The organism is Salinivibrio proteolyticus, from assembly GCF_001996165.1.
GTDB lineage: Bacteria > Pseudomonadota > Gammaproteobacteria > Enterobacterales > Vibrionaceae > Salinivibrio > Salinivibrio proteolyticus.
This window is the reverse complement of record NZ_MUFP01000016.1, coordinates 33,205-58,445: the sequence shown is the minus strand read 5'-3', so window position 1 is coordinate 58,445 and position 25,241 is coordinate 33,205. Positions and strand designations below refer to the sequence as shown.

Here is a 25,241-nt window from a genome sequence, read left to right as displayed (position 1 = left end):
AAACGTATAGTGAGCACCATCGGGTTCGCACTGGGTGGTGCTTTTTTGATTTAAAAACGGTAAGGAATAGTAATGAGCCGATTGGTTGTTCTTGGCAGCGTCAATGCTGATCATGTTTTACGTGTCCCTCACTTTCCGCGTCCGGGCGAGACATTACACGGCCACGATTATGCCGTAATTGCGGGCGGCAAAGGGGCCAATCAAGCGGTCGCGGCGGTGCGTTGCGGTGCCGATGTTGCCTTCATTGCCAGTGTGGGTGACGACGCCTTTGGCCAGCAGATTCGTCAGTCTTATGCGCAAGAGGGGATGGATGTCAGTGCGATAAAAGTACAGCCTGATACGCCGACTGGGATTGCGATGATCCAAGTAACTGATCAAGGTGAGAACAGTATTGCACTCTCGGCAGAAGCCAATGCCAATCTGACAGCGGAGACCATCAGCGATAATCTCACTAAAATCGCCGACGCTGACTATTTACTGATGCAGTTAGAAACACCGATGTGCGGCATTGAAAAGGCGGCTTTTCATGCTAAAGCGGCAAAGACACAGGTGGTGTTTAATCCCGCCCCTGCCGCACCGCTGAGCGACGCGCTTCTTGCCGCGGTCGATATTATCACCCCGAATGAAACGGAAGCCCAAAGCCTGACGGGTATCGCGGTAACAGACACCGCCAGCGCCCAAGCGGCCTCGGACGTGCTTCATGAAAAAGGGGTAGGGACTGTACTGATCACCCTCGGCAAACAAGGCGTCTGGCTGAGTGAAAAAGGCGAACAATCGGGCCAGCTTATTCCTGGGTTCCGTGTCGATGCTGTCGATACCACTGCCGCGGGTGATACCTTTAATGGGGCATTGGTGACAGGACTGATAGAGGGACAGACACTTTATCAGGCAATTCGCTTTGCGCATGCCGCGGCGGCATTATCCGTGACAAAGCGTGGCGCACAAACTTCGATTCCTTCTCGTTCAGAGGTTGAGGCGTTTTTGGCCCATCAAGATGCTTAATCGTTATTTCACCTTAGTCAGCGGAGCGCGATAAATGGCGACCATGAAAGATATTGCCAAACGGGCGGGCGTGTCGACATCGACGGTCAGTCATGTCATTAACAACACCCGTTATGTGAGTGAGGCGATTGCTGAGAAGGTAAACCAAGCCGCGAAAGAGCTTAACTATTACGCCCCGTCGGCACTGGCTCGCAGCCTAAAAGTGAATCGAACCAAAACATTTGGCATGCTGGTGACCACTTCCACCAATCCGTTTTTTGGCGAAGTAGTAAAAGGCGTCGAGCGCAGCTGTTATCACAATGGCTACAGTTTGATTTTATGCAACACGGAAGGCGATGCTGAGCGTATGCGTGCTTCAATTGATACGCTGTTGCAAAAGCGGGTCGATGGTTTGATTTTGATGTGTTCGACCTTGGAAGGTGAGCGGATTGAAGGCTTTGATCGTTATCCGGATATTCCCGTGGTGGTGATGGATTGGGGGCCGATTGATTTTGCTTGCGATAAAATTCAAGATAATTCCTATCAAGGCGGCTATTTAGCGACCCAGCACTTGATTGACTGCGGCCACCGCCAGATTGGTTGTATCAGTGGTCCTTTGCTTAAACAACAAGCACAGCGCCGTTTTCAAGGCTTTAAAGATGCGCTGCGCGATGCTGGACTTACTGAGAACGCCGACTGGATGGTAGAAGCGGACTTTGAGTGTGAGGGCGGCTATCAAGGCATGCAAGCGATCGCCGCGAGCGGCTCCCTGCCGAGCGCGATTTTTGCCGGCAATGACATGATGGCGATGGGCGCGATCAATGCTGCTAATGCACTCGGCATTCGGGTACYCGAGGATCTTTCTATCATGGGGTACGATGATATCCACCTCGCTAAATTTGTCTCGCCCTCCCTGACTACCGTTCATCAGCCCAAGTATCGTCTCGGTCAAGCGGCCGTCGAAACGCTACTCCACAAACTGGATGACCCTCAAAGTGACAGCCAAACCGTTCAGCTCGAGCCAACGCTGGTAGTACGCGAGAGTGTGAAGCGGATATAGAGCTATTAGGTGATCTATCGGGGACAGACACTTTAAGTTAAAGAGAGCTAACGGGACAGACACCTTTATAATTACCCTAGCGGCGTAAGGGTGAAGCCGTTATGATGCCTGTCCTCAATGGCCAACCAGTAAATTTCCTCGTTATGTTTTCAATTGTCGACCAAAACCAACACTTTGTGGTGATCAATAAGCACCACGGCGTTAGCGTGCAAAAAGAAGCCGATCACGCGGCACTTCTACCGGCCGTGGCGGCGCACATTGGGGTTGAGAAAGTCTACCTTGTGCATCGGTTAGACAAGATGACATCGGGCTTGCTGCTGCTGGCAACTTCTTCTCATGCGGCCTCTGTCCTCTCTGGGCTGTTTGCTTCTCGCGAGATAGAAAAGTTCTATTTGGCATTAAGTGCGAAAAAGCCGCGTAAGAAGCAGGGATTGATCGTTGGAGATATGACTAAGGGGCGGCGAGGTAGCTGGAAATTACTGACCAGCAAAGATAATCCTGCGAGAACGCGCTTTATCTCTATTGCTGGTGGTGAGGGGCGGCGATTTTTTCTCTGTCGGCCCTACACAGGCAAAACCCATCAAATTCGCGTGGCGATGAAAAGCATTGGCTCTCCGCTCATCGGTGATGATTACTATGGCGGCGAGCCTGCCGATCGTGGCTACTTACACGCTTATGGGCTGCAATTTACGTGTCGTTTTGCCGATGATCAGCCTGAAACACGCTATAGCTATGTGCTGCCCCCGAGCCAAGGCGAATTGTGGCCAACCTTACCGGTGGAGTGGGAGCAGCCTTGGCAATTAATTAGCTAGCACACCCGGGGGCATCGATAGCGTTTTTGAGGATTTGTCGACCACGGGTGTCGCGAACCAAAATGGTATAGCTGATACCACTATCTAACATACTGCGGATATCGTTATCCTCGCAATATCGACGTTTTAAGCCGGAAAAGAGCTGCCCCGGTGCTTTTTTGGCATTCTTCTCCAGAAGCGTCAGCTCGATGATGGCATCTTGTGCACGAGCGCGAACCAGTGAGTAGCCTTCAATATCCATCGGCAGTAACTGTGCAATCATGTCGGCACGTTGGATTGCGGCTTCTGCGGCTTGGTCATGCTGGGTGCTACTACAGGCACTCAGTATTAGCCCAATGGCAGCCATCATTAATACTTTTACTAATCGCATTAGGCAGGATCCTGAGGAAGCACTTTTTTGAAAGGTTTAACGGTTACGTCTGCATAGACGCCAGCGGCTACATAAGGGTCTTTGTCGGCCCAGGCTTGGGCGGCTGATAATGACTCAAACCAAGCAATAACGGTTGACCCCGTAAACCCAGCTTCGCCCGGCTCGTCGCTATCAACGGCAGGGTTTGGTCCTGCAATCATCAAGCGGTTTTCTTTTTCCAGTTGGTGTAAGCGCTCAAGGTGTGCGTCACGCACTTGCTTGCGTAGCGGTAGGCTGTTCTCTACGTCTTGCGAATATATGAGATACCACATCCTTCGGATCCTTCTTGGGTCTAGGTTGGCAGACAGCATAAAGCGAACGAGGGCAGGCATCAACATTTGCCCTTTACTTTCCAGCAACGGGAAGCTTTATGTTGGTATTTTTTAGCAAATAGGCAGTGTCATGGGTTGTTGTAATCAAGCACCGAAAGGCGGGACTAAAGGGCTCGCACCGCTTTTAAAAGTCGTGGGGATATTGCTTGTACTGATTATTATACTGGCGTCTATTGCGGGGTAAGACAAAAATAAAAAGGAAAACCTTAATTTTTATTGGATATGGTTAAAAATATGCGTCGAAAAAAGAAGAAGGGATATCGAGATAAGAGAGTTAATACACAATAGAGAGTATGGTCGCCATCACAGGGCTTTCTTGTAAGGTGTTGTTTTTTATGGCATGACTTTCTTGATTTTTTTGTAAATTAAGTGTTTCTTTTTTGTTGTAAGTGTGAATTTACTCTCATTTATGATGCAACTTATTGATTAGTATTTGCGCGCAACATTGGTTGCCTAAATAACAATACAGTCAGTAGGTTGGCAAAATGATTAAATATACAATAACCCCCCAAGAATCTGAGGTGCTGTCCTCTAAATTTTTAAAAATGTCGCATAAACCGGTGAGTAAAGACTCGATAGAAGAAGCAAGGCAGCATATTGTGTCATCACTGCCTGATTTGTCCGTGATGAAAGAGGAACTATCATTTGGTTCTGGCATGGTAAAATTTGAGTCCCTTCCTATCGATTCCGATTTACCTCCTCCCCCAGTCGACGGTAAACGCCCCAAAGATAAATCATACTATTCAGAACATTTACTTTGTGGGATTACATCCGCTCTGGGTATGTGTGTGTTTTCCTATCAAAATGAGAAAGACGGCGCTTTAGTGCATGAGATAGCTCCTATTCCTAGCTTAGAAAGCAGTAAATCGAGCAATGGTCGTGATGAATTTATGTTCCACACCGACGGGGCTTATCTCGATAGAGAGAGTCGACCACATACCTTGTCTTTAATGTGCCTTGTGAATGAAGGAAATGTCGCGACTGATATTTCTAGCTTGCAAGCTTGTCTTAATGATCTCACCGAACAGGACATTAATATCTTAACCGAAAGATTGTTCATGCATCGTGCTCCTGAAACGTTCAATGTTCAAAGCGGTATTTGTCAAAGCTCGGTTTTGGATAAAATCAACGGTTTTTACGAAATCAAAGTTGCGACGCATAGCACCCAAGGAATTACGCCGCAAGCAGATAACGCGCTAAAAAAGCTTATATCAGCGATGTATAAACATAAGACGGTGAGCAGTTGGAAGTCCGGCGATCTGGTTGTGTTTAACAACCTAAGGACAGTACATGGTAGAGGGGAAGTAAAAGGAAATCGTTGGTTGCAACGGTGTTATGGTTCTTCCTTCCACGATAATGCTCAAGTTATCGGTTTATAGGAGCATTTCATGGAGTTCTTACTTTTTCTTAAAATCAGCATGTTGATCTCTGTATCCGTGATTGGATGGGTGATCGGTCGAAAGTGGAAGGTATCGCCGAAAGATATTTCTACATTGCTTGTCTATGTCATTTCTCCGTTTGTGATTTTCACATCTATTCTGGAGTCTCCTTCTAACTTGAGCTACTTCACTTTCTCTATAGGAGCATTTTTAACCGCTGGATTTCTAGCCGCCGGCGCATATGTGTTAGCCAATGTATTTTGGGGATGTAGTAAGCGAAACCTGTTTTCATTTGCTGGTGGTACGGGGAATACCGGCTATTTTGCTCTTCCTATTGTGTTGTCTTTGTTTGAACCCTCTCAGTGGGCGGTAGCGATTTTCATCATTATTGGCATCAATATTTATGAATTTACGCTCGGTTACTTTATTACAGCAAGAGGGATGTTCAGTACGCAAGAGTGTGTAAAAAAGGTACTCTCACTGCCTATCATTTACGCCACCATATTGGCACTTACGTTTAAATACTTGGGTATCACTGTTCATGATGAAGTGTTGAGTTTTATGGATAACTTTAAAGGGGCCTACAGTGTATTGGGGATGATGGTCATTGGAATGACGCTGTCGTCTTATCGGAAGCTCGAGCTTGATTGGACCTTTTCGTTTGCGTCAATTGGTTGGAAGCACATTTGTGTGCCTGTGATTGGTGTGTTTCTTTTCACTTGGCTTGGCGTAGAGCAAAGTAGCTTGGTTGTCATTGCACTTATGWTAGCGACACCGATGGCTGGTAATGTGGTGGTGGTGGYTAATCAGCTAGGGGTGCATCCGCAAATAGCGGCAACTACGGTGATGATGAGCACGTTTTTCTCTATTGTTTCTATCCCGATAAGTCTGCAAATCATGCAGTTGTTTTAACCGCCATTGCGTGTGCCGATTGGCTGTAACGGCACACGCTTTTCTATCATGCGATAATATGTCTCAAGTTCATCATGCCATCTCTTTTGGGTAGAAGATGCCGAGTCATCGAGTGATTCTTCTTGAAGGTGAAGCTAAGCAGGGGCGCCGCTGTGAAAGCGGAATTGGCTGTCGGGTGCTTGGATGAGTTCGGCTTCGCGTTCGCCGATGGTTTGAATGCGGTCGCGAATGTCTTCGCCGGCGATGGTTTCTGCAAGCGTGAGGTAATCTTGATAATGGCGTGCTTCCGACCGCAGTAGCGAGATATAGAACTTTTGCAGTTCATCATCAAGGTGTGGGGCGACTTTGGCAAAGCGCTCGCAGGAGCGTGCTTCAATGTAGGCGCCAATAATCAGTTTATCGACCAAGGTTGCCGGCTCATGAGTGCGTGCCGCGCGCATTAATCCTTTGGCGTAGCGGCCTGCTTCTAACGGTTGATAAGGAATGCCGCGTGCGTCCATGATCTCAATCACTTGCTCAAAGTGATGAAACTCTTCTTTGATTAAGCGGACCATTTTATCAATCAAGGCTTGGCCGTGGGCAAACCCCGCTTTGGGGGTTAAAGGCGCGCTGAGACCGTTTTTTCGCGCGTGGAAGATCCCATCGCGAACGCCGCGATAGACAAAGTCCTCATAGGGTTTGGCCCATGCCAGCAGTTGCTCGCCACTCGCCGCGTCAACCGCATATTTACGGATCAGCCACATCGCGGTTTGGCTGGCTTTTAATTCGCAGTTTGCGTGATCGCGCAAAAGAATCGATTGGTTGTCAGGCTGGATGGCCGCGTCAATCCAACTGTCGGGGGTTTGACAGTGCAGAAAACCATGAATAGGGGTGAGTAGGGTATTAATTTCTTGGCGTAGCATGCCGGAAACACTCTCAGACTGACAACAATGGCTGAGCATTATAAACAGATGGTATGCAAGCGCAAAGAGCTGGCAGCGCAGGGCGCACTGCCAGGTGGGCGAATTCGGCCTACTTGTTCGATGCCCAAGGGGAACGGTATTGAATACCGAACTTGTCTAAACGCGGTAATTGCGCTTTGAGTCTGGCTAGATAATCGAGCCAGTCACGGCGCTCACTGTGGCTCCAAGCCGCTTCCGCAATGGCGGTAAGCCTTGGAAATACCATGTAATCGAGCCTGTCCTGATTGGTGATCAGTTCACTCCAGAGTGCACATTGCACGCCTAGTATGTGCTCACGGGCGGGGTCGTCACTGGCGAGGCTTGCCAGCGGCTCATATTGGTAGGCTTTTTCTAATGGCGTGACGCCCGCCCAGTCGAGCCCAGGTTCGGTAGCAGCATAATCTTGCACCATATCGAGATAGGTCGCTTGACCGGGGGTTAAAATCACATCAAAACCATGCTGCGCACAGTGCAATGCGGCCTCTTCGCTTTGCCATGAATAGATCACGGTGTTTTTGCTGACTTTATCGCCGTGCTGCACTTCTTCCCAGCCAACCATACGTTTGCCCAAGGCGCGAAGCTTTTGCTCAGCATAGGTCAGTATCTGTCCCTGTAGCGAAGCGGTCGTTTCTCCGTTCATGCGTCTGTCCCGATAAATTGGGCTATCCGTCCATACCCCGTCAGGGACTTCATCGGCGCCAATATGGACCCATGAGGCAGGAAAAAGCTCGGCGACTTCACTTAATACCGTATCTAAAAATCGATACGTGCCATCAAGGGCTGGCGATAATACGTTATCGGTGTAGTGTTGTACGCTGCGGTAAGTAGAGCGGTCGTCGGCATCGTGTAGCCAATCAGGCAGCGCTTTGATGGCTGCGCGACAGTGGCCGGGAATATCAATTTCTGGAATGACGGTAATACCTCGGGCCGCGGCGTATTCAATCACGTCACGCACCTCTTCTTGGCGATAATAACCTTCGTGACGCTCTGCAATATGACTGAATTGCGGAGCAAGGCGGGTATTGGGGCCGCGTTGACTCCCATAGCGCGTCAATTCAGGCAGAGCTTTAATCTCCAGTCGCCAGCCTTCATCGTCGGTTAAATGCCAGTGAAAGGTATTGAACTTAAAATAGGCTAACTGGTTAATCAGTCGCTTTACCGTGTCCACCGAATGAAAATGGCGCGCGCAATCGAGCATCATCCCTCGGTAAGCAAAGCGTGGTGCATCGCTGATTTTGATTGCCGGTATTCGAAGCTGTGTTTCATGCTCTTGGCAAAGTTGTAACAGCGATGCGCAGCCGTGAATAAACCCTCGCTCAGCACAGGCTTGGATAACCACGCCTTGGTCGGTGACGGTGAGCTGATAGGCCTCATCACGGTGGGCGATATCTCGAAGTGCGGAGTCGGGTAACGGCCGTAAGATAATGGCATGATCGCCAGTTACCGCATCTTGGTAGCGTGGGTCGAGTGCAATATCAGCTTGCGGGTACATCCGAACCCATTCGTTGCTTAGCCACTGCGCGGCGGGTAGGGCCTGTGGATCCACTGCGATTAATGGTGTTGTGGGTGAAAGCGTAAAGTACCCTGGCTGGTGGCGCACTGATTTGGGCACCGGAATAATGGCGTGCTCGGCGGGATGAACATCTGGAATCGTTGATCGTGTGGTATGAGTGTGTGCCAAGTTAATGGGAGTGAGCATCACTGAATATTGCTCGCCATTGGCATAGAGCAGCGCATCTTTAAAGCCGGCACAAAGGAACCGCAATGGCGGCGTGTGGGCATCAAACTCGATGTATAAGCTTTGATTGGCATCGAGTGTTTGATGCGCCGGTGTAATGACGCAATAACTACCGATTTGCTCAATACTGCCTTGTGACAGGGTATTGGGATTGATGAAGCGATCAAACAATACCGCAATGGACAGCGCTTCCAACGAACGGTCGGTGAGATTATGCAGGGTTAACCCCATTCGGCTGCGCGGTGGGGTGTCATTGGGATACTCGTTGATCACACTAAGATCGAGCCGGTAAGTCATCACGCGTTCTCCTTGTTCGAGTGGCCGTTTCCAACCAGTGTTTGCGCACTGATGGCGAGCATAAACCAGCTTGCATGTGGCAACCACTGCTCGCCCCATCGCCAGTTTTGCGCCATATCATCGCAATATGGCGCGGGGTTGAAGGCAATCTGTGTTTCATCCTCCATCCCTGCGGTAATGCCATTGCAGATCCCCCCTTTGGCATTAAAAAAGCCCAAGTGCGGTAGGTAATCTGGGTTGTTGTGACCATGCCCATCGAGCATACAGATATCAAATGGGTTTAAACCGAGGATCCAATTAAGCGCCCGTTGGCTAAAGGTGTGGAGGGCCGCATTTAGCGCATTGTCTTGAATATGGCGCGTCGCTTGACACGCAAAGGTTGCCAGTGACCCCAAGCGTGCATTCTCGCCTTGCCACCAATAGCCGGTTTCATTGTGGTGAGGAATAAAGTGACGTACCTGTTTGACGCCTTCGACGGGTTTGACGTACTGACGCGGATACGCGAATGGATTATCGGCTGCTTGTGTTAGGCTCAGCTCAAACTGGCAGGCGCGTTCCAGTGCTGTTTGCGCGATAGCTTGATGGCTGGGGTCGGTTTCCACATCGAGGTAGCGAACTAATGCCAAGCCGGGTAGACCGGCATCGGCGGCATGGCAAAAGGGACGGCTCCCATCAGTATTTGCTGACCAATAATACTGGCAAGTTTCATCACTGCACTGCCGTGCGACCAGCTTTTTCATCCAGCCTCGAGCCTCGCTCAAGAAGGGACAGTCACTGTTCGCACTAATGTGTCTGTCCCCAGAACCTAAAGGTGCCTGTCCCGTTAAATAAGCGTGACTGTCCCCGGTAGATTGCTCTTCGGTAGACTGCCGAGTGGCGTGATGTAACTCACATGCGGCGAGAAGGGCGCAGGTTTCGTCAATAATGTTGGGCTCACCGTCATCAAGGTAATGATGGTTATGTTCAACCAAATGCCAGTAGCCGCGAATGGCGGCGTCTAAATAGCGTGCTTGTTGGTCTGGATCCGCGCAAAGCGGGGATCGGCTTGCGGCGGCAAGGGCAGCAATCGCCATGCCGCCGCCTTGACGAAAACCGGCTTGGTAAGCCTCACTCATCACTCCATCTTGCGTCGCGTAAGCGCAAAGGGTGCGGCGCTCCGGATCTTTCGACCATTGATCAAACACCGTCATATAAAAAAAGCCACTGGGGTGTTGCATACGGAGAAGAAAATCAGCGCCGTGTTTCGCTTCATCGGCTAAGCGCGTGCGCATAAACGCGGGCAGCGTGTCCGAGCTAAATTGGCTGGTAAGATCGGCCAGTCCCCAAGCCAATAGCGGGATTTGTTGCGGATTAAAGTAATTGGCGTAGGAAAGGTGGCTCAGGTATTTGCTCACATCGCCAGAGGCATCGTACCAACCGCCGGATACATCCACGCGTTCATCAGAGCCGAATACCTTGGCGTGCTGATCCGCGTGTTCATAGATGCCACTACACCGCTGCGATTTAAAATAATGCAGCAGATCGGAAAACGTGGTGTGAAACAGACAATCGTCGAGGATCTCAAACGGATGCGAATATACCGGAGTGTCTGTTAACAGCACTAGTTGATAGCGTCCGCGATGTGCAAAGGCAGAGAAATCGAGGGTATAAGCCGTGCCCATCTGCCAGTTGCTTAACTGTGTGCCTTGGTGTAACTCAAACTGCGCCACCACGTTATCGAGTGGTGCTGTGTCTGTCCCGAGAATAACAGTGCCTGTCCCCTTAAGAGGAGGCAGGGAAATCAGTGCCACAGGTGTGCCGGTGAGGTGGTCGCTGTCACTGACGATCACCGCGTATTTGTCACCGTGTAACGAGTAGCCAATGTGATTGGTCAGCACTTGCATGATGGTATCCTTATTGGTCGCTATTGCTCGTACAAATAGCAGCGCACATAGTGGTTGTCGGCGAGCTTGGTGACGCCGGGCAACTGCTCAGTGCATTTGGCTGTCGCATGCGGGCAGCGGCCAGAAAAAGGGCAGCCGACTGAATCCGGTGTCCATAGGGGGATCTCACCCTTGTTGCCCTTTAATTCTTCATGAATGGATTTGCTGGGGTCGGGCACGGCCGAGACCAACAACTGGGTATAAGGGTGTTRGGGATGGTGAATAATCTCTTCGGTGTCTCCCCATTCGACCATATGGCCGACGTACATCACTGCCAAGTCTTCAGCAATGTAACGCGCGGTGGCGATATCATGGGTGATGTAGAGCAGCGACATTTGCTTCTCCACTTTCATTTCTTCCATCAGATTAAGTACACCGGCACGAATCGATACATCCAGCATCGAGGTTGGCTCATCGGCGAGTACCACTTCCGCGCCGACGGCGATGTTCCGTGCCAAGTTAATCCTCTGACGCTGGCCGCCCGACAGTTGGTGGGGAAATTTCTCCGCCGTTTCTTTGGCAGGGGTCAGGCCCACTTGCTCGAGCAGTTCAAACACACGTTCTTTCAGTTGTGCTTTGTCGCGCTTGGCGACTTTTTTGTGGATCAATAATGGGCGCGCAATATGGTGAAACACATTATGGGTGGGGTTGAGCGAGCCAAAAGGGTCTTGCCAGACCATTTGCAGGCCTTCGCGATAGCGCATCAGCTCATCACGTTTTTTAATGGTGGTGATATCGCGGCCGCGATATTCAATGCAGCCATCGGTCGGGGAATACATTTTGGCAATCATTTTCGCGGTGGTTGATTTGCCCGAGCCCGATTCCCCCACCACGGCAAGCCCTCGGCCTTTGTACATTTTGAACGAGACATCATTGATCGCTCGCATCATGGGTTGTTTAAGGGCATGGCTGTTAATCGGGAAATCTTTCACCACGTTTTTCCCTTCAACCAGCAGTTCTCCAAAACCTGTACTCATCACTGACTTCCTCACATTGGCGCGTTATTAGAGTTTTTGTTGGGCGATGGGCTCGCCGTATAGATGGCAGTTGGAATACCGGCCCGGTTCGATTTGGCGCAGCGCCGTTTGGGTGGTGCGACATCGCTCATATACCTGATCACAGCGTGCTTGAAAGCGGCAGCCGGTCGGGATTTCGAGCAAATTGAGCGGGTTGCCCGGGATCCCCGTTAGCTGGCGCTTAGGCCCGGTGAGTGAGGGGAATGAGCTGCCCAGCCCTTCGGTGTAGGGGTGGTAGGGGTTATTGAGCACCTGTTTGGACGGTGCGACTTCAATCAGCTCACCGGAGTACATGATCCCAATCCGGTCGGAGAACTCCACCATGAGCGATAAGTCATGGGTGATAAACAGAATCGAAAAGCCAAACTCTTCTTTTAACGCGTAGATTTTTTGCAAGATCTCGCGCTGCACTACCACATCTAATGCCGTAGTGGGCTCATCCATGATGATCATTTTCGGATTTAAGGCCAGCGCAATAGCAATTACCAAGCGCTGACGCATCCCGCCAGAAAACTGGTGCGGATAATCGGTCAGGCGGCTAGGGTGAATATCGACAATTTCCAGCAAGCCTTGAGCCCGTTTGACGGCTTGTTTGCGGGTCAGGTTGGTGTGGCGCATCAACACATCGCAAAACTGTTCTTCGAGCGTCAGCACTGGATTAAGGGCATTCATGGCGCTTTGAAACACCATCGACATCTCCCGCCAGCGAAAGTCGCGCATCCGAGCGTCGCTGTAATCGAGGATATTTTCGCCGTTAAAGATGACTTCGCCGCCGGTGATAAAGGCGGGTGGCTTATGCAGACGCATCAGCGAAAAGGCAACGGTGGATTTACCGCATCCCGATTCGCCAGCCAGACCGAATACTTCACCGGGGGCAATGTCAAAACTGACGTGATCGCAGGCTCGGACATCGCCGGCATCGGTAATGTAGTCCACGCACAGGTCACGGATTGAGATAAGTGGGGTGCGACTCATGATTTATCTCCACTGATCAGCATGTGTTCGGCAACGGGATTCTCGTCGCGGGCTTTCTTTTCTTGTTGGCTGAGTTTTTTCCAGCGCTTCATCCCTTTTTGCGCACGTAATTGCGGGTTGGCAATTTCATCCACTGCGAAGTTGAGTAACGCAAGCCCCGTAACCAGTAAAGTCAGCGCAATACAAGGCGCGAGCAGCTCCCACCACGCGCCAATTAACATGGATGAAGAGGTTTGCACGTTGTAAAGCATGATCCCCCAGCTGATGGTGTTGGGATCGCCAAGGCCTAGAAAGGAGATAATGGACTCCATGGCAATGGCATACATTACCGAGCCAATAAAGCTGGCGCCGACAATGGGCACAAGATTAGGCAAGATCTCGACAAAGGTGATACGAAAGCGCGACTCACCCAGCACTTCGGCAGCTTTCACGAACTCTTTTTCGCGCAGGGCAAGGGTTTGTGAGCGAACCACCCGTGCGCCCCACGCCCACGAGGTGCAGCCAATAATAATAGCGATCGTCACCGGTCCGGCTTCGCCGATAAATGCGGCGAGCACGAACAAGAGTGGGTATTGCGGGATCACCAACATAATGTTCATCGCGGCGGTGAGTACATCGTCAACCCAACCGCCTAAATAGCCGGCGGTAATACCAATTAAGGTGGCGAGCACACACACGGTGATGCCTGCCCCAAAACCCACCGCTAACGAAACACGGGCGCCATGTACTAACTGCGACCAGACATCACGACCCATACGGGTGGTACCAAGGACATGGTCGGCCTTTTTCGACATCAGTAGGGTGCGACGATCATCCGCTAAGTGTGTGGCGACCCAGCCGTCTGGATTTGCTTGCGCCGCTTTGACGATAAAGCTTGGGTATTCATGCGGGTTACCGGTGCGTTTATCAGGTGCATGCTGGGTTAATAAAGGCGCGAAGACCGCCATTAATATAAATAGGCCAACAATGATGGAGCCTGCGCGGGCAATTTTATTGCGCACAATAAGGGTGAGGAGATCTTTCATGTTATTTGCCTCCTTTGCGCAGGCGTGGGTCAAGGACCACGTACAGCATGTCAGCAATTAAGTTAAACGAGAGCATAAACAAGGTCATAATCAGTAGCTGGCCTTGCAGGACTTGGTAGTCACGCGCGTTGATCGCATTCAAGAGCACCGAGCCAAGACCGGGGTAGTTAAAAATGATCTCCACAATCAGTTGGCCCCCGATGGCAATACCCAGCGACATCGATAGCGCGGTGACACTGGGCAAGAGCGCGTTCCGGGCGGCGTAGTTAAACACCACGCGGTTTTCACTTAACCCTTTACCGCGGGCCATGGTGATGTAGTCTTCCGCAAGCAGGTTAATCATGTTGTTACGCATGTTGACCAAAAAGCCGCCGACTTGAATGATGGAGGCACAAAAAAGCGGGAGTACGGCGTGATAGGCCACATCTTTAATAAAGGTCCAGCTGGTCCAGTCAGGGGTCACGCCTGGCGTGTAGGCGTATCCAGTTGGAAACCATTTCAGGCCAATGGCGAAAATAAACAGCGCTAACATCGCGATAACCACTTGAGGTACCGCTTGGATGATTAGCATTCCTGGGGTGATCACAGCATCGTATTTTCCGCCGCGCTTCCAAGCGGCAAAAATCCCCAAAATCGAGCCCAGCGAGAAGGACAGCAGCACTGCACTGCCGGCAAGAAATAGCGACCAGCCAAAGGCTTTGCCGAGGAGCTCGTTTACTGACAACGGATAAAACTGGATGGAGGTGCCTAAATCCCAGCTCAAGACGTTTTTCATGTAGGTGAAATACTGCATATAGAGGGGGCCATCGACAAAGCCCAGCAGTTGTTTCATTGCCTCAATTCGCTCTGGAGTGACTTGCACCGAGGCGTTGGCAAACATCATGGTGACAGGATCACCGGGCATGGCACGAGGAATAATAAAATTGAGTGTTGCTGCCACTAAAAGGGCAATCATGTAAAAAGTTAGCCGTCGGAAAAAATAACCCATAACCCGCACCTTACACAGCGAAGTGGTGATGTTCGTGGCGTGAACACCGTGGAAAAGCGGGCGCGCAAGGCGCCCGATAGTGGTTACTGAACGGGCTTAAGGTCCAGCACATGAAGAAGACGCTCAGGAATGCCGGCCCAGATAGAGGGGCGACCTTTCGGGTTGTCTTCGTTCCACCAACCGGTGAAGCGGGTTGTGTTGTATTGATACATTTGAGCGCCAGAAAGCACCGGAATAGTGACCTGAWCCTTGGCGATAATCGCTTGGATTTGGTGGGCAATTTCCAGTTGCTCAGCTTTATCCGCGGTTTTGTAGAAGCTGTCTAACAGCTTGTCGAGCTCAGCATTTTGGTAATAATGCATCGCGAACCGCGGCATGCCGTCCCCTTTCTGTAAATTGGAGTTATATGCGCTATTCCAATAGGTATAAGGGTCAGCACCGTGGAAGTAATTGGTGTAGGCGACGTCGTAGTCGGCTTCGAGCATCGCTTGGTTATACACCGAGAAATCAGGTGTACGCGCTTTGGCTTTGATACCGGCCTCGGCAAGTTGCTCAACCGCAAGCTGAACGGTGTTGTTGAAGTCGGTCCAGCCATTGGGGGATTGGATCTCGAGCTCAAACGACTTACCTGACGGCGTTTCCACAAAGCCATCGCCGTCTTGATCTTTAAAGCCGGCTTTAGCGAGCAGTGCTTTGGCGCCGTCTAGATCGTACGTATTGTATTGACGATATTTTTCATGCACTGCTTCGTCGGACCAAGACTCAAAGGCATAACCTAAGCCAGACGCGAAGTCGTTTACCGTACCACCGCCATAAAATGCGATATCAATGATGGTTTGACGGTCCAGCGCCATCGAAAATGCGCGACGGAAGTCGACATTGGTTAGCGCTTCACGCTTGGCCGGATCAGGGTCATTAAAATTGACCATAAAGGCTTGGGTGCCAGCGGCAGGGTACCAATAGTGATGATTAGGATTGGCCGCGGCATAAGTGCGGTCAATGTCAGGAATAAACGAGGAGGTCCAGTCCATTTCGCCACTGATCACTTTGCTTAAGAACTGGTCGTTATTGGCAATTTGCGGCACGCGCAGACAGTCGACATCAAGGTTGTCGTTATCCCAATAATAGGGGTTACGACATTGAATATAGAGCTGAGAGGTGAAGGTATCGATAGTGGTGAAGGGGCCAGAGCCTACCGGGTTTTCATTGGTGTAAGATGCTGGGTCTTCGATGTTTTTCCAAACGTGCTCTGGCACCACTGGCACTTTGACGATCTCGTACGGTACGTTGGAATTGGCCTCGGTGAGTTCAAAGCGGACCGTATAGTCGTCGACCTTTTTCACATCCTCAATCCATTTATTAATCCCAGATTGGTCGAGCTCCGGATGGTTTTTTACTAAATCAAATGAATACACCACATCGTCGGCAGTGTAGGCTTCGCCGTCTGACCATTTCACCCCTTTGCGTAGGGTAAAGGTGACACTTTTCAGATCATCCGCCATTTCATAGCCACTCGCGATACGAAAGACAGGTTGGTTGCCTTTCATTTCGTTAAACACCACTAAGGGCTCATAGACGAAGTCAGTGGTGGTGTGCAAATAGGTGGCGCCAAGGAAAGGGTTGAAGTTACGGACAAAGGTATTGAATTCTTTCGGGTGGATAGTGAGCTCACTGCGCTCGGCGGCACTGACGCCAGCACTTGCGCTCAGCGCACCAATAATTGCAGAGGCAAGTAGGGTCTTGCTGGCAACTCTAATGTTACTCGAAAACATAGCCATTCCTTACTGTTGCTTTCAGTTCACGTGATGGATAGTGAGCTCGTTGCTTACAACCTTCGCGAGCTCAAGCTTGCCGATGCACCGGCATCTAGTTGTCTGTTGTCTGGTCATCGTATACATCAGCAATCGATAACACAGCGGCCGGTGAACTTCTTCAAATAAGCATGCCGATAGAACGCCTCGCAACGCCATTAATCGTTAAAATCGTAAAAAACCACTTTCATGACGTTAAAACCGTTAAAATCGATCGGGATAAATTGAAGATGTATCCTGACTCGCTTTCTCTTCTGAGATAAAAACCAGAAACGTAACCAGGTTATACCATTAAATATCAATGGCTTATTTGTTATCTTCTCAGGGGTGACAGATATCACATTCTTCTTAGGGCTTATTTTTAATCAAGAATTTAATCTTGCCGTTTTGTTGTGATACTCCCCACAATCCTGATTTTTAGCCCCAAATATAGTTCACACTTGGACTGATATCGGCATTAAAGAACCCATTTATTTGCGTGGATTATTATCTACTGAGCGAGGAGGGAGGTTTGTTAGTGTCTGTCCCCATAGGGGAGACTAGAGGGAAGGTGGCACGGGTTGCGTCAGTCTTCTAGCAACAGCTGACGCAGCTGTCGGTAGTAGGCCTCTAACTGAGTACGATCGGTATTGTGTTTGTCACAGTGGTCAAGGATGTAGCGAATAGAGCTCAGTACAGTACGCCATCTCGGTGTTTTGGGTAAGGTTTCCAACAATAAGTATTTATCCAATGTACGCGTTTGCAGGCTACTGCGGTCGAGGTATACCCGCCACAGTCCGCTTTGCTCGGCGAAGTCGAACTTACTCTTGCCTGTCGTTTTTTCCCAGTACTCAAGCCCAGCCACCATCACATCGACAATGAGTTGTCGGCGCGCTTGCGCTTTATCCTCTTGCTGGCTCTGAGCTTGGCTCACTAAGGCTTCAAACTCACCGCCCATGGCTTTTAATTTATCCAGTTGGCGCGCATCACCACGGAACGCATAGCCAGACAAAGCCTCAATCGCACTTTCTAAACTTTGGATCCGTGCCAGCGAGACGGGTGTATCACTGTTCATCACATATAAGGTGGTGATTTCAGAAGCCGTCGGGAAACGCAAAATCATCCCTTCTAGGTCACGATGCTGGTCGCCGATATAGACAGTCAACTTACCTTGATAGCGCTCGAGCTGTTGGCTCTCATCCGGTTCGTGGATCAGGGCATGGCTATGCATACGTTTGAGATTGGCATCTTGCTGTTGAAATAGCGCAGCGGCAGACGCATTGGCAAAGCGGATTTGACCATCGCTGCCTGCCCCGATAATCGCTTCAGGGGCGAGGGATAATTGTGAAATTAGCCATGACTGGGTTTCAAGTAGGCTCGCCTGTCGCTCAGCACTTTGCGCTAATGCGGCTTCCAATCGCTGATTTTCTTTCTGACGTCGCTCGGCATCACAGGCGGCAAGATGCGTGGCAATACGTGCGGCAAGTTCTTGCTTATTAAACGGTTTACTCAAATAGTCATTGGCACCCACGTTAAAGCCATGAATGCGATCATCGGGTTGATTAAGTGCCGTGAGCATAATGATGGGAAGCGCCCCATGATGATACTGCTGGCGTAATCGTTCACAAACTTCAAAGCCACTCATCCCAGGCATGAGTATATCGAGCAGTACCAGCGCGGGACGTTCTTTTTCGACCTGTTGTAGCGAGCTTTCGCCATCGCTAGCGGTAATAACCCGATAACCTTCCATTTGTAAAAAGCTGGTTAATACTTGCTGATTGGTGGGTTCGTCATCAACCACCAAGATCAGTAAGCCATCATCGCAAGTGACAGTGGCAGCGTGCTCCTTATTCTCGACGTCCTGTGGGGTAAGGGGTTGCCAGAGGGGAGAAGGCTGTTCGTCATGGGGTAAATGAACAACTGGTTCGTCAGGCGCTTGGGTCGCGGGTAAGGTAAAACTAAATGTGGTGCCGATTTGTGGCTGACTGCTTACATAAAGCTGACCGCCCATAAGCTCAATTAGCTGACGTGTGATCGACAAGCCCAACCCGGCACCATGCTGATAGTGGTAGTGGTCACTGACCGCTTGAGTGAGCGGCTCAAAGATCACGTTCAGTTGCTCGGGCGGGATCCCTTGCCCGGTATCGACTAACTGAATACGAACCCTGTCATCAATTTTTTCGGCACTCAACACTATCTTACCGGTATCAGTAAACTTAACTGCATTACCAATCAGGTTATACATCACTTGCTCAAGGCGCTGGGTATCGGCACAGACCCACAAAGAGGACGTGGGGAGCTGATTGATGATACGGATGGGCTTATCTTTTTTAAGATGTTCAGCCAAAGAAAGTACAAGACGCGCTAGGCTGGTGATATCGACCGCTTCGTTTTCAAGCGAGAGCTGACCATAGCGCATTTTATGATAATCGAGCAGATCATCGACTAATTTCGCCAATCGTTGGCCGCTGTTAACAATGATCGAAAGCTGGTATTGGTGATCACGACTAATTGGACCATTCGCACCAGCGATCAAGGCGTCGGCAATCCCAATCATGCCATGCAAAGGCGTGCGTAATTCATGCGAGGTGGTAGCCAGAAATTCGTCTTTGAGCTTGTTAGCCAGCTGCAACTCTTGGTTTTGCTCTTGAATCGTGGCCAAACTTTGCTCAAGTGTCTGATTTTGCTGGTGGATAAGCTGAAGCTTTTCACGGATAGCGCGCCGCATACGAGAAAAGCTGACCGCCAACCGCCCAATTTCATCATGCCGACGCGTATGGTGAATTTTGGTATCCAGATCCCCCGCACTCACTTTCTCTGCGGCCCATGTCAGCTGCAACAAAGGACGAGTAATAAAATTCGACATACTGTTCGATGCGACCAACACGGCAAAGCCGGCCAATAGCATCGCTACGACGAACAGTTGTTCGAGTTGGCGAACTCTCGCAAACGCAATGTCGATTGGCACTTCGGCGACAAGCGCCCAATGCAAGCCATGGGTTGAGATAGGTGCAAAGGCCGCCAGCATAGTGTCGCCGGACGCATTGTCATAGCGTTCAACCCCTGTGTGATTATCCAGAGCCTTTTCAATCACTGCCAGACTGTTGGCAATCGTCTCTGGGTTAGATGAATAGCCACGTACTTGCAGATCGTCTCCGACTAACAAGGTTTGAATGTCGGATGAAGAGGAAGGGGTCATTAACGCGGTCAGCGCGTGATTGGGAAGCCGAAACAAGGCATAACTGTGCAGGTAGCCTTGCTGAATAATGGGGGCGCCGAGCCATGCATAGGCGTTGCCATCCGGATCTTGGGCAAAGTCTGACATTACGACATTAGGGTGAGGATCGCGCTTACCTTTCACCTGCCTATCTTGGCGCTTTAGCGCGGCAAAGGTGTGACCCAGCTCGGTATCTTGGTAAGGGCCCGTTAATAAGTTGGTCCCATAGTTCGAATGCTTTTTGACTGAATAGGTGACATTACCTTGTTTATCGACGAGTAGCAGATCGTCAAAGTCTGCACGTGCCAATAGTGCCAAATAGGCGCGATGATAACGTTTGTGCAGTAAGCGGTAGCGTTCTACACCGGGGTAGTTCGGCGAACCTTTGCTGACGGGCGTTTTTATCGCGTGACCTGAACCGGGATGGTAGCGAGTTTGTGCATACTGCCGGGCGGAATCCATGTCAGGACCTAGGCTACGGAAGGCGTTCACCAAGCCATAAAAGTGACCACCACTGGCATAGGCGAGCTCTGATGCGACGAACCCTAACACTTCAGATTCTTTAGCATCAAAGTAATCACGCACTTGTTGTTGCTTGCTGTCGCGTACAGAAAGTAGGTGTGCGGTGCTTTGCTCTTGCAAATCCTTGCTGTGAGCATTAAGGAAAAAAAGTGCCACGAGAATCAGAGGCAATAAGCTCAGTAGGAGAAAAGCCAACATCAAGGTGTGATGAAGGCGCTTAAACGGGGGAGCGATAAACAGCTTTCTCATGATCAACAGCCTTGTCCTTAAAGCAGCTATTTAATGATTCTGTCTGCAACGCTAAACAGGCAGAAGGAATGCTACACAGTGACGTTACTTCCTTTTTTTGCTTTGACAAGCAAGTTGGTCRAGAAGCGTGTGGATCGGCGCATTTTTATCACTTTTCCCCGATAGTTAATGGTTTTATTGAAAAAAAAGCCCCAGCGCTGCTGGGGCTTTCTCATCACGTTTAAGCGTTAGTATCGATTTAATACTGAGGCTTGGTTGCTGGTGCTTGAGCCGCGGCTCGCGCTTCTGCGCTGCCAGCCGCTTTCGCGTTGGCATTGGGCACTTTAAAGGCGGCGATGCGCACTGGCGCATGATCAACCACTTGGTTTGGCGCAGGCGCTTTCATCATTGGTGATGTTGCGCGACGATAACGAATGGTTGATTGAGGCGCTGTGATAACCGCTTCACGCTCAATCACTTTCTCCGTCACCAAGGCCACATTTGGATCATGTTCTGGCGTGGTCGCTGGTGCCGGTGATGCGGCTACCGATGGCGTAGCCTCAACCACAGGGGTAGTTGGCACTGGCTCAACGACTGGCTTCTTCTCTGGCGTTGGCGTTGCGGCGACACTCGGTGTGCGCATCACAATCACTTTACCCATCGCCATTTCAGGGCGTGCAACACCGCTTGCAATCACAGATGCGGCTTGGCGTTTGTCTTGGCGACGACGGTCCTGTTTTACTTTGATAGGTTGCTCGGCCGACCAGACTTTACCCATTGCCATTTCTGGCGAGGCCATGCCGGTGGTGAGTGGCATCGGGCTTTTCACCATTGGACGGCGACGACGACGTTGGCCGCTGGCACGCAGGTGACGAGGAGAACGACGATTGCGGCGCTTCTCTTCACGTGCAGGTTTGTCTTGCTGACTTTGGCCGTTGTCTGTTTGTTGCTGTTTGGCTTGCTGCGCCACATCGGCACCGACTTGTTGGAGATCTTTTCCTTTCGCCGGTTCTTGTGGTTGTGCAGATGCGGTTACAGCATCGGGCTGGTCTTTGTTGACACGCACGCTGCGGTTTAGCTTACGGCGTTGGCGACGTTGTTTCACCTTCTCCGTTTTTTCTGCTTTGTTATCCGCGTTATTGTCCGCTTTCTCAGGCTGTTTCTTCGCCGTTTCTACCTTGTCAGCTTGGGCTGACTTTGGTTTCTCGTTACGGTTTTTCTTGCCTTTACGGTTATTGTCGCGACGCTCATCTTGCGACTTGCTATTACGGCGCGGCTTGTTGTTATGGTTGCGATCTTGCGCGTTATCATCTTGCTCGTCTTTTTGCGGCGCGGCCTGATTTTGACGAGGCTTGTTACGTCCACCTTGATCGCGTTTGCCACGTTGTTGACGCGTCGATGAGCCCGAATGACGGTTGCTCGATGGCGTGCTCGCTTGGCTTGGCGTTGCCTCAGAAGTGTTGTCACTTGCAAACAGGCCAGACAAGAACTTACCCAGCTTGGCCAACAGGCTTGGCTGTTTAGGTGCTGCCTCGGTGGCGGGCTTTGCGGTTGGCGCTGGTGAGCTTGGCGCGGCAAATCCTTGTAAAACAGGTTCTTCACGCTTTTTCGTCGGACGCGCTTGTTGTGGTTCTTCGCGCGTTTCCGCTTCTTTTAGCGACTCAAGCTGGCTTGGCAGATGGTACGACAAGCTTGCCATTTCTTCGCCGCCACGGATGCGCACCACATCGAAGTGTGGGGTTTGCAGATCCGCGTTTGGCACCACAACCACTTTGACATTGTGGTACTTCTCAATATGTTGTACCGACCGACGCTTTTCGTTAAGCAGGTAAGAGGCGACAGGCACAGGGACAATACCCAGAACTTGCGCTGTGTTTTCCTTCATGGCTTCTTCTTCCATGAGACGCAGAATCGACAAAGAAAGCGATTCGTTGTCACGGATAACACCCGTCCCTTTACAGCGTGGACAAATATGGTGGCTGGCTTCGGCGAGAGACGGGCTCAAGCGTTGGCGTGACATTTCCAATAGACCAAAGCGTGAGATACGGCCAATTTGTACCCGTGCACGGTCCATGCGAACCGAATCACGTAGTTTGTTCTCCACTTCACGTTGGTGGCGCACTGGCGTCATATCGATGAAATCGATAACCACCAAACCGCCCAAATCACGTAAGCGAAGCTGGCGAGCAATTTCTTCCGCGGCTTCTAGGTTGGTTTGTAGCGCTGTTTCTTCAATGTCACTGCCTTTGGTGGCTCGTGCCGAGTTGATGTCGATAGACGTCAAGGCTTCGGTCGRGTCAATGACAATAGAGCCGCCTGACGGGAGACGAACCTCGCGTTGGAAGGCCGACTCAATCTGGCTTTCAATTTGGTAGTGGCTGAACAGCGGCACTTCGCCTTCATAGAGTTTGATACGGCTGACAAAGTCTGGACGTATTAACTGGATGTGTTCTTGCGCACGTTTGAAGACTTTTTCGCTGTCGATCAAGATCTCACCAATATCGCGACGTAAGTAGTCACGAATCGCACGTGCAATCACGTTACTTTCTTGATGGATCAGGAAAGGGGCAGGGTTGGATGATGCCGCTTCTTTAACCGCTTGCCAGTGGTTGAGTAGCACTTTCAAGTCCCACTCTAACTCTTCGGCCGATTTACCGACACCAGCGGTACGCACAATCAGGCCCATACCTTGCGGTAATTCAAGACCTGACATGGCCTCTTTAAGCTGGTTACGTTCTTCGCCTTCGATACGACGCGAAATGCCACCGGCGCGCGGGTTATTTGGCATCAAGACCAAATAGCTACCTGCTAGAGAGACAAAGGTCGTCAGTGCTGCGCCTTTGTTACCGCGTTCTTCTTTGTCCACTTGGACAATCACTTCCTGACCTTCTTTCACCACATCTTTGATGTTAGGACGGCCTTGATAGGTATAACCGGAAGGGAAGTATTCGCGGGCGATTTCTTTTAGCGGGAGGAAACCGTGTCGTTCTGCGCCGTAATCAACAAATGCCGCTTCCAGGCTAGGTTCAATACGGGTGATACGTCCTTTGTAGATGTTAGCTTTTTTCGATTCATGGCCAGGGCTTTCGATATCAAGATCGTACAGCCGTTGACCGTCAACCAATGCGACGCGCAACTCTTCCTTTTGAGTTGCGTTAATCAACATTCTTTTCATCAGATTGTTCTCATTTATTTATCGTTGTTATTAGCGGTTGATGACGAGAGCAGTCGCCAATGTTGCCTGACCCCAAGTCTGATATGGTGCAGCCTCTCGGCTGGAGAAAATCAGGGGTGCGCTCGGGCAAATTTTTATCGGCCAGCTGCGACGGTTATTGTGGCTCACCGGATTATGCAGTTGGCGTCCGCCGTGTTTAAACTCATGGCGGATATCTCTGACACTGGCAAACAGCCATCGTGTCAACACACTAACGGGTGCTTTTGGCTTACGTCTTACGCCGAGTGCTGCGTAAAGCACGAAAAGCATTCGAAATTATGGATATTTTAACAGGCAAGCCCGTTATGTCGCCGAAAAGTGATTCCCTTTTCTGACTAACGCCGCAACTATAGCAGCCAGACCAGAGTCCAGCAATCGGCTTTCGCTGCTTGTGTCGGGTTGGTAGAAAAAGCGGACGAATGTGCGCGTTTTTTGCACGATTATCTTTGCTGCCATGTATTCAGCGGCGTTGAAGGCGGGGTTTAGATAGGTGCATGTCCCGTCGCTTAGAGGTACAATCACTCGCTATGACAGAACAAAAATCAAAAGTGCGATTTATCGAAATTGACGATGACATCGCCGGCCAACGTATCGACAATTTTCTGCGAAATCAGCTGAAAAATGTCCCAAAAAGTATGATTTATCGCGTTCTTCGTAAAGGAGAGGTGCGAGTTAACAAAAAACGAATAAAACCAGAATATAAGCTCCAAGCGGGCGATCTGATCCGCGTGCCGCCTATTCGGCTTCCTGAGCGCGATGAGCAAGTGGCGCCAAGTACAAAGCTAGACAAAGTGGCAGAGTTAGAAAACTGCATTCTTTATGAAGACGAACATCTATTGGTGTTGAATAAGCCATCGGGCACTGCGGTGCACGGCGGAAGTGGGCTACAGTTTGGCGCTATCGAAGCCATGCGTGCGTTACGCCCTAAAGCGCGTTTTTTAGAGTTGGTGCATCGTATTGACCGTGATACCTCTGGGATCTTGCTGATTGCGAAAAAACGCTCGGCATTACGGCACCTCCAAGCACAATTTCGTGAAAAGACAGTGCGGAAAGATTACTACGCGCTCGTGATGGGGGAGTGGCCTGCGAAACAGCGTAAAGTCACGGCACCTCTATTAAAAAATGAAGTAAATAGCATTGTGCGTGTGAACCCCAATGGTAAGCCATCGGAAACCCGCTTTAAGGTGATCGAGCGTTTTGCGGAGGCAACACTGGTGCAGGCTAGCCCAGTGACGGGACGAACGCACCAGATTCGCGTGCACGCGCAGTACGTGGGTCATCCACTCGCGTGGGATGATCGCTATGGTGATCCGCGCTTTGATGCTTATACCAAACAAGTCGGCCTTAATCGACTCTTCCTGCATGCGGCGAAAATTCGCTTTGTGCATCCGGGCCGTGAAGAGACCATGGATCTCGACGCGCCGATGGAAGCAAAGTTACAACGTGCGCTTGAGGGGTTGCGGAAGAAAACCGGTAAATAAGC

Annotated in this window: 18 protein-coding genes; 6 read left to right on the top strand and 12 right to left on the bottom strand. The window is 50.5% G+C overall.

Annotation, left to right across the window (positions count from 1 at the left end; all coding sequences use genetic code 11):
• Positions 1–72: 72 nt before the first annotated feature.
• The 3 genes from rbsK to BZJ19_RS12525 all read left to right on the top strand — a co-directional run bounded on the left by rbsK (position 73) and on the right by BZJ19_RS12525 (position 2,853).
• The gene (rbsK, locus tag BZJ19_RS12535; protein ID WP_077675877.1) at positions 73–1,002 is read left to right on the top strand and encodes a ribokinase; all 930 of its coding nucleotides are present in this window, start codon (positions 73–75) and stop codon (positions 1,000–1,002) included.
• A gap of 34 nt (positions 1,003–1,036) precedes the next feature.
• Entirely contained in the window at positions 1,037–2,041 is a 1,005-nt protein-coding gene (locus tag BZJ19_RS12530; RefSeq protein ID WP_077675876.1) for a substrate-binding domain-containing protein, read from the top strand.
• 143 nt (positions 2,042–2,184) lie between these two features.
• On the top strand, positions 2,185–2,853 hold the full coding sequence (locus BZJ19_RS12525; RefSeq protein ID WP_077675898.1) for a TIGR01621 family pseudouridine synthase: 669 nt from the start codon (positions 2,185–2,187) through the stop codon (positions 2,851–2,853).
• Here the strand turns inward: BZJ19_RS12525 and gspS2 are convergent.
• Together gspS2 and BZJ19_RS12515 are read right to left on the bottom strand one after the other, a co-directional pair.
• A complete protein-coding gene (gene gspS2 / locus BZJ19_RS12520; RefSeq protein ID WP_077480258.1) occupies positions 2,846–3,223 on the bottom strand; it encodes a type II secretion system pilot lipoprotein GspS-beta in 378 nt (125 codons plus the stop codon). The two genes, BZJ19_RS12525 and gspS2, sit on opposite strands and share 8 nt — an antisense overlap.
• Positions 3,223–3,534, bottom strand: coding sequence for a YciI family protein (locus BZJ19_RS12515; RefSeq protein ID WP_074212385.1), 312 nt, complete (start codon positions 3,532–3,534; stop codon positions 3,223–3,225). The genes gspS2 and BZJ19_RS12515 overlap by 1 nt, the downstream gene beginning before the upstream one ends.
• A gap of 545 nt (positions 3,535–4,079) precedes the next feature.
• Between BZJ19_RS12515 and BZJ19_RS12510 the strand changes: the two genes are divergently transcribed.
• Together BZJ19_RS12510 and BZJ19_RS12505 are read left to right on the top strand one after the other, a co-directional pair.
• Entirely contained in the window at positions 4,080–4,973 is an 894-nt protein-coding gene (locus BZJ19_RS12510) for a TauD/TfdA family dioxygenase (RefSeq protein WP_077675875.1), read from the top strand.
• Between the two features lie 9 nt (positions 4,974–4,982).
• Complete coding sequence (locus BZJ19_RS12505; RefSeq protein WP_077675874.1) at positions 4,983–5,885, top strand: AEC family transporter; 903 nt, start codon at positions 4,983–4,985, stop codon at positions 5,883–5,885.
• A 134-nt stretch (positions 5,886–6,019) separates the two neighbouring features.
• Here the strand turns inward: BZJ19_RS12505 and miaE are convergent, their stop codons facing one another.
• From miaE to rne, 10 genes are all read right to left on the bottom strand, one after another.
• A complete protein-coding gene (miaE, locus tag BZJ19_RS12500; RefSeq protein ID WP_077456008.1) occupies positions 6,020–6,787 on the bottom strand; it encodes a tRNA isopentenyl-2-thiomethyl-A-37 hydroxylase MiaE in 768 nt (255 codons plus the stop codon).
• Between the two features lie 109 nt (positions 6,788–6,896).
• Positions 6,897–8,861 (bottom strand): beta-N-acetylhexosaminidase, encoded by a 1,965-nt coding sequence (locus BZJ19_RS12495; protein WP_077675872.1) that lies wholly within the window; start codon positions 8,859–8,861, stop codon positions 6,897–6,899.
• Complete coding sequence (locus tag BZJ19_RS12490; protein WP_077675871.1) at positions 8,861–10,744, bottom strand: glycoside hydrolase family 9 protein; 1,884 nt, start codon at positions 10,742–10,744, stop codon at positions 8,861–8,863. The genes BZJ19_RS12495 and BZJ19_RS12490 overlap by 1 nt, the downstream gene beginning before the upstream one ends.
• 20 nt (positions 10,745–10,764) lie before the next feature.
• A complete protein-coding gene (locus BZJ19_RS12485; protein ID WP_077675870.1) occupies positions 10,765–11,760 on the bottom strand; it encodes an ABC transporter ATP-binding protein in 996 nt (331 codons plus the stop codon).
• 27 nt (positions 11,761–11,787) lie between these two features.
• The gene (locus BZJ19_RS12480; RefSeq protein ID WP_077675869.1) at positions 11,788–12,774 is read right to left on the bottom strand and encodes an ABC transporter ATP-binding protein; all 987 of its coding nucleotides are present in this window, start codon (positions 12,772–12,774) and stop codon (positions 11,788–11,790) included.
• Positions 12,771–13,799, bottom strand: coding sequence for an ABC transporter permease (locus BZJ19_RS12475; protein ID WP_077675868.1), 1,029 nt, complete (start codon positions 13,797–13,799; stop codon positions 12,771–12,773). Before BZJ19_RS12475 ends, BZJ19_RS12480 begins: the two co-directional genes overlap by 4 nt.
• A gap of 1 nt (position 13,800) precedes the next feature.
• A complete protein-coding gene (locus tag BZJ19_RS12470; RefSeq protein ID WP_046075428.1) occupies positions 13,801–14,787 on the bottom strand; it encodes an ABC transporter permease in 987 nt (328 codons plus the stop codon).
• 83 nt (positions 14,788–14,870) lie between these two features.
• Positions 14,871–16,559, bottom strand: a complete 1,689-nt coding sequence (locus tag BZJ19_RS12465) for an ABC transporter substrate-binding protein (RefSeq protein ID WP_077675867.1) — start codon at positions 16,557–16,559, stop codon at positions 14,871–14,873.
• Between the two features lie 604 nt (positions 16,560–17,163).
• Positions 17,164–20,565: a response regulator gene (locus BZJ19_RS12460; protein ID WP_077675866.1), complete on the bottom strand. Its 3,402-nt coding sequence runs from the start codon at positions 20,563–20,565 to the stop codon at positions 17,164–17,166.
• A gap of 238 nt (positions 20,566–20,803) precedes the next feature.
• Positions 20,804–23,710, bottom strand: a complete 2,907-nt coding sequence (gene rne / locus BZJ19_RS12455; protein WP_077675865.1) for a ribonuclease E — start codon at positions 23,708–23,710, stop codon at positions 20,804–20,806.
• A 575-nt stretch (positions 23,711–24,285) separates the two neighbouring features.
• On the opposite strand from rne, the gene rluC reads away from it, so the two are divergent.
• Positions 24,286–25,239: a 23S rRNA pseudouridine(955/2504/2580) synthase RluC gene (gene rluC, locus BZJ19_RS12450; RefSeq protein ID WP_077675897.1), complete on the top strand. Its 954-nt coding sequence runs from the start codon at positions 24,286–24,288 to the stop codon at positions 25,237–25,239.
• Positions 25,240–25,241: the final 2 nt, after the last annotated feature.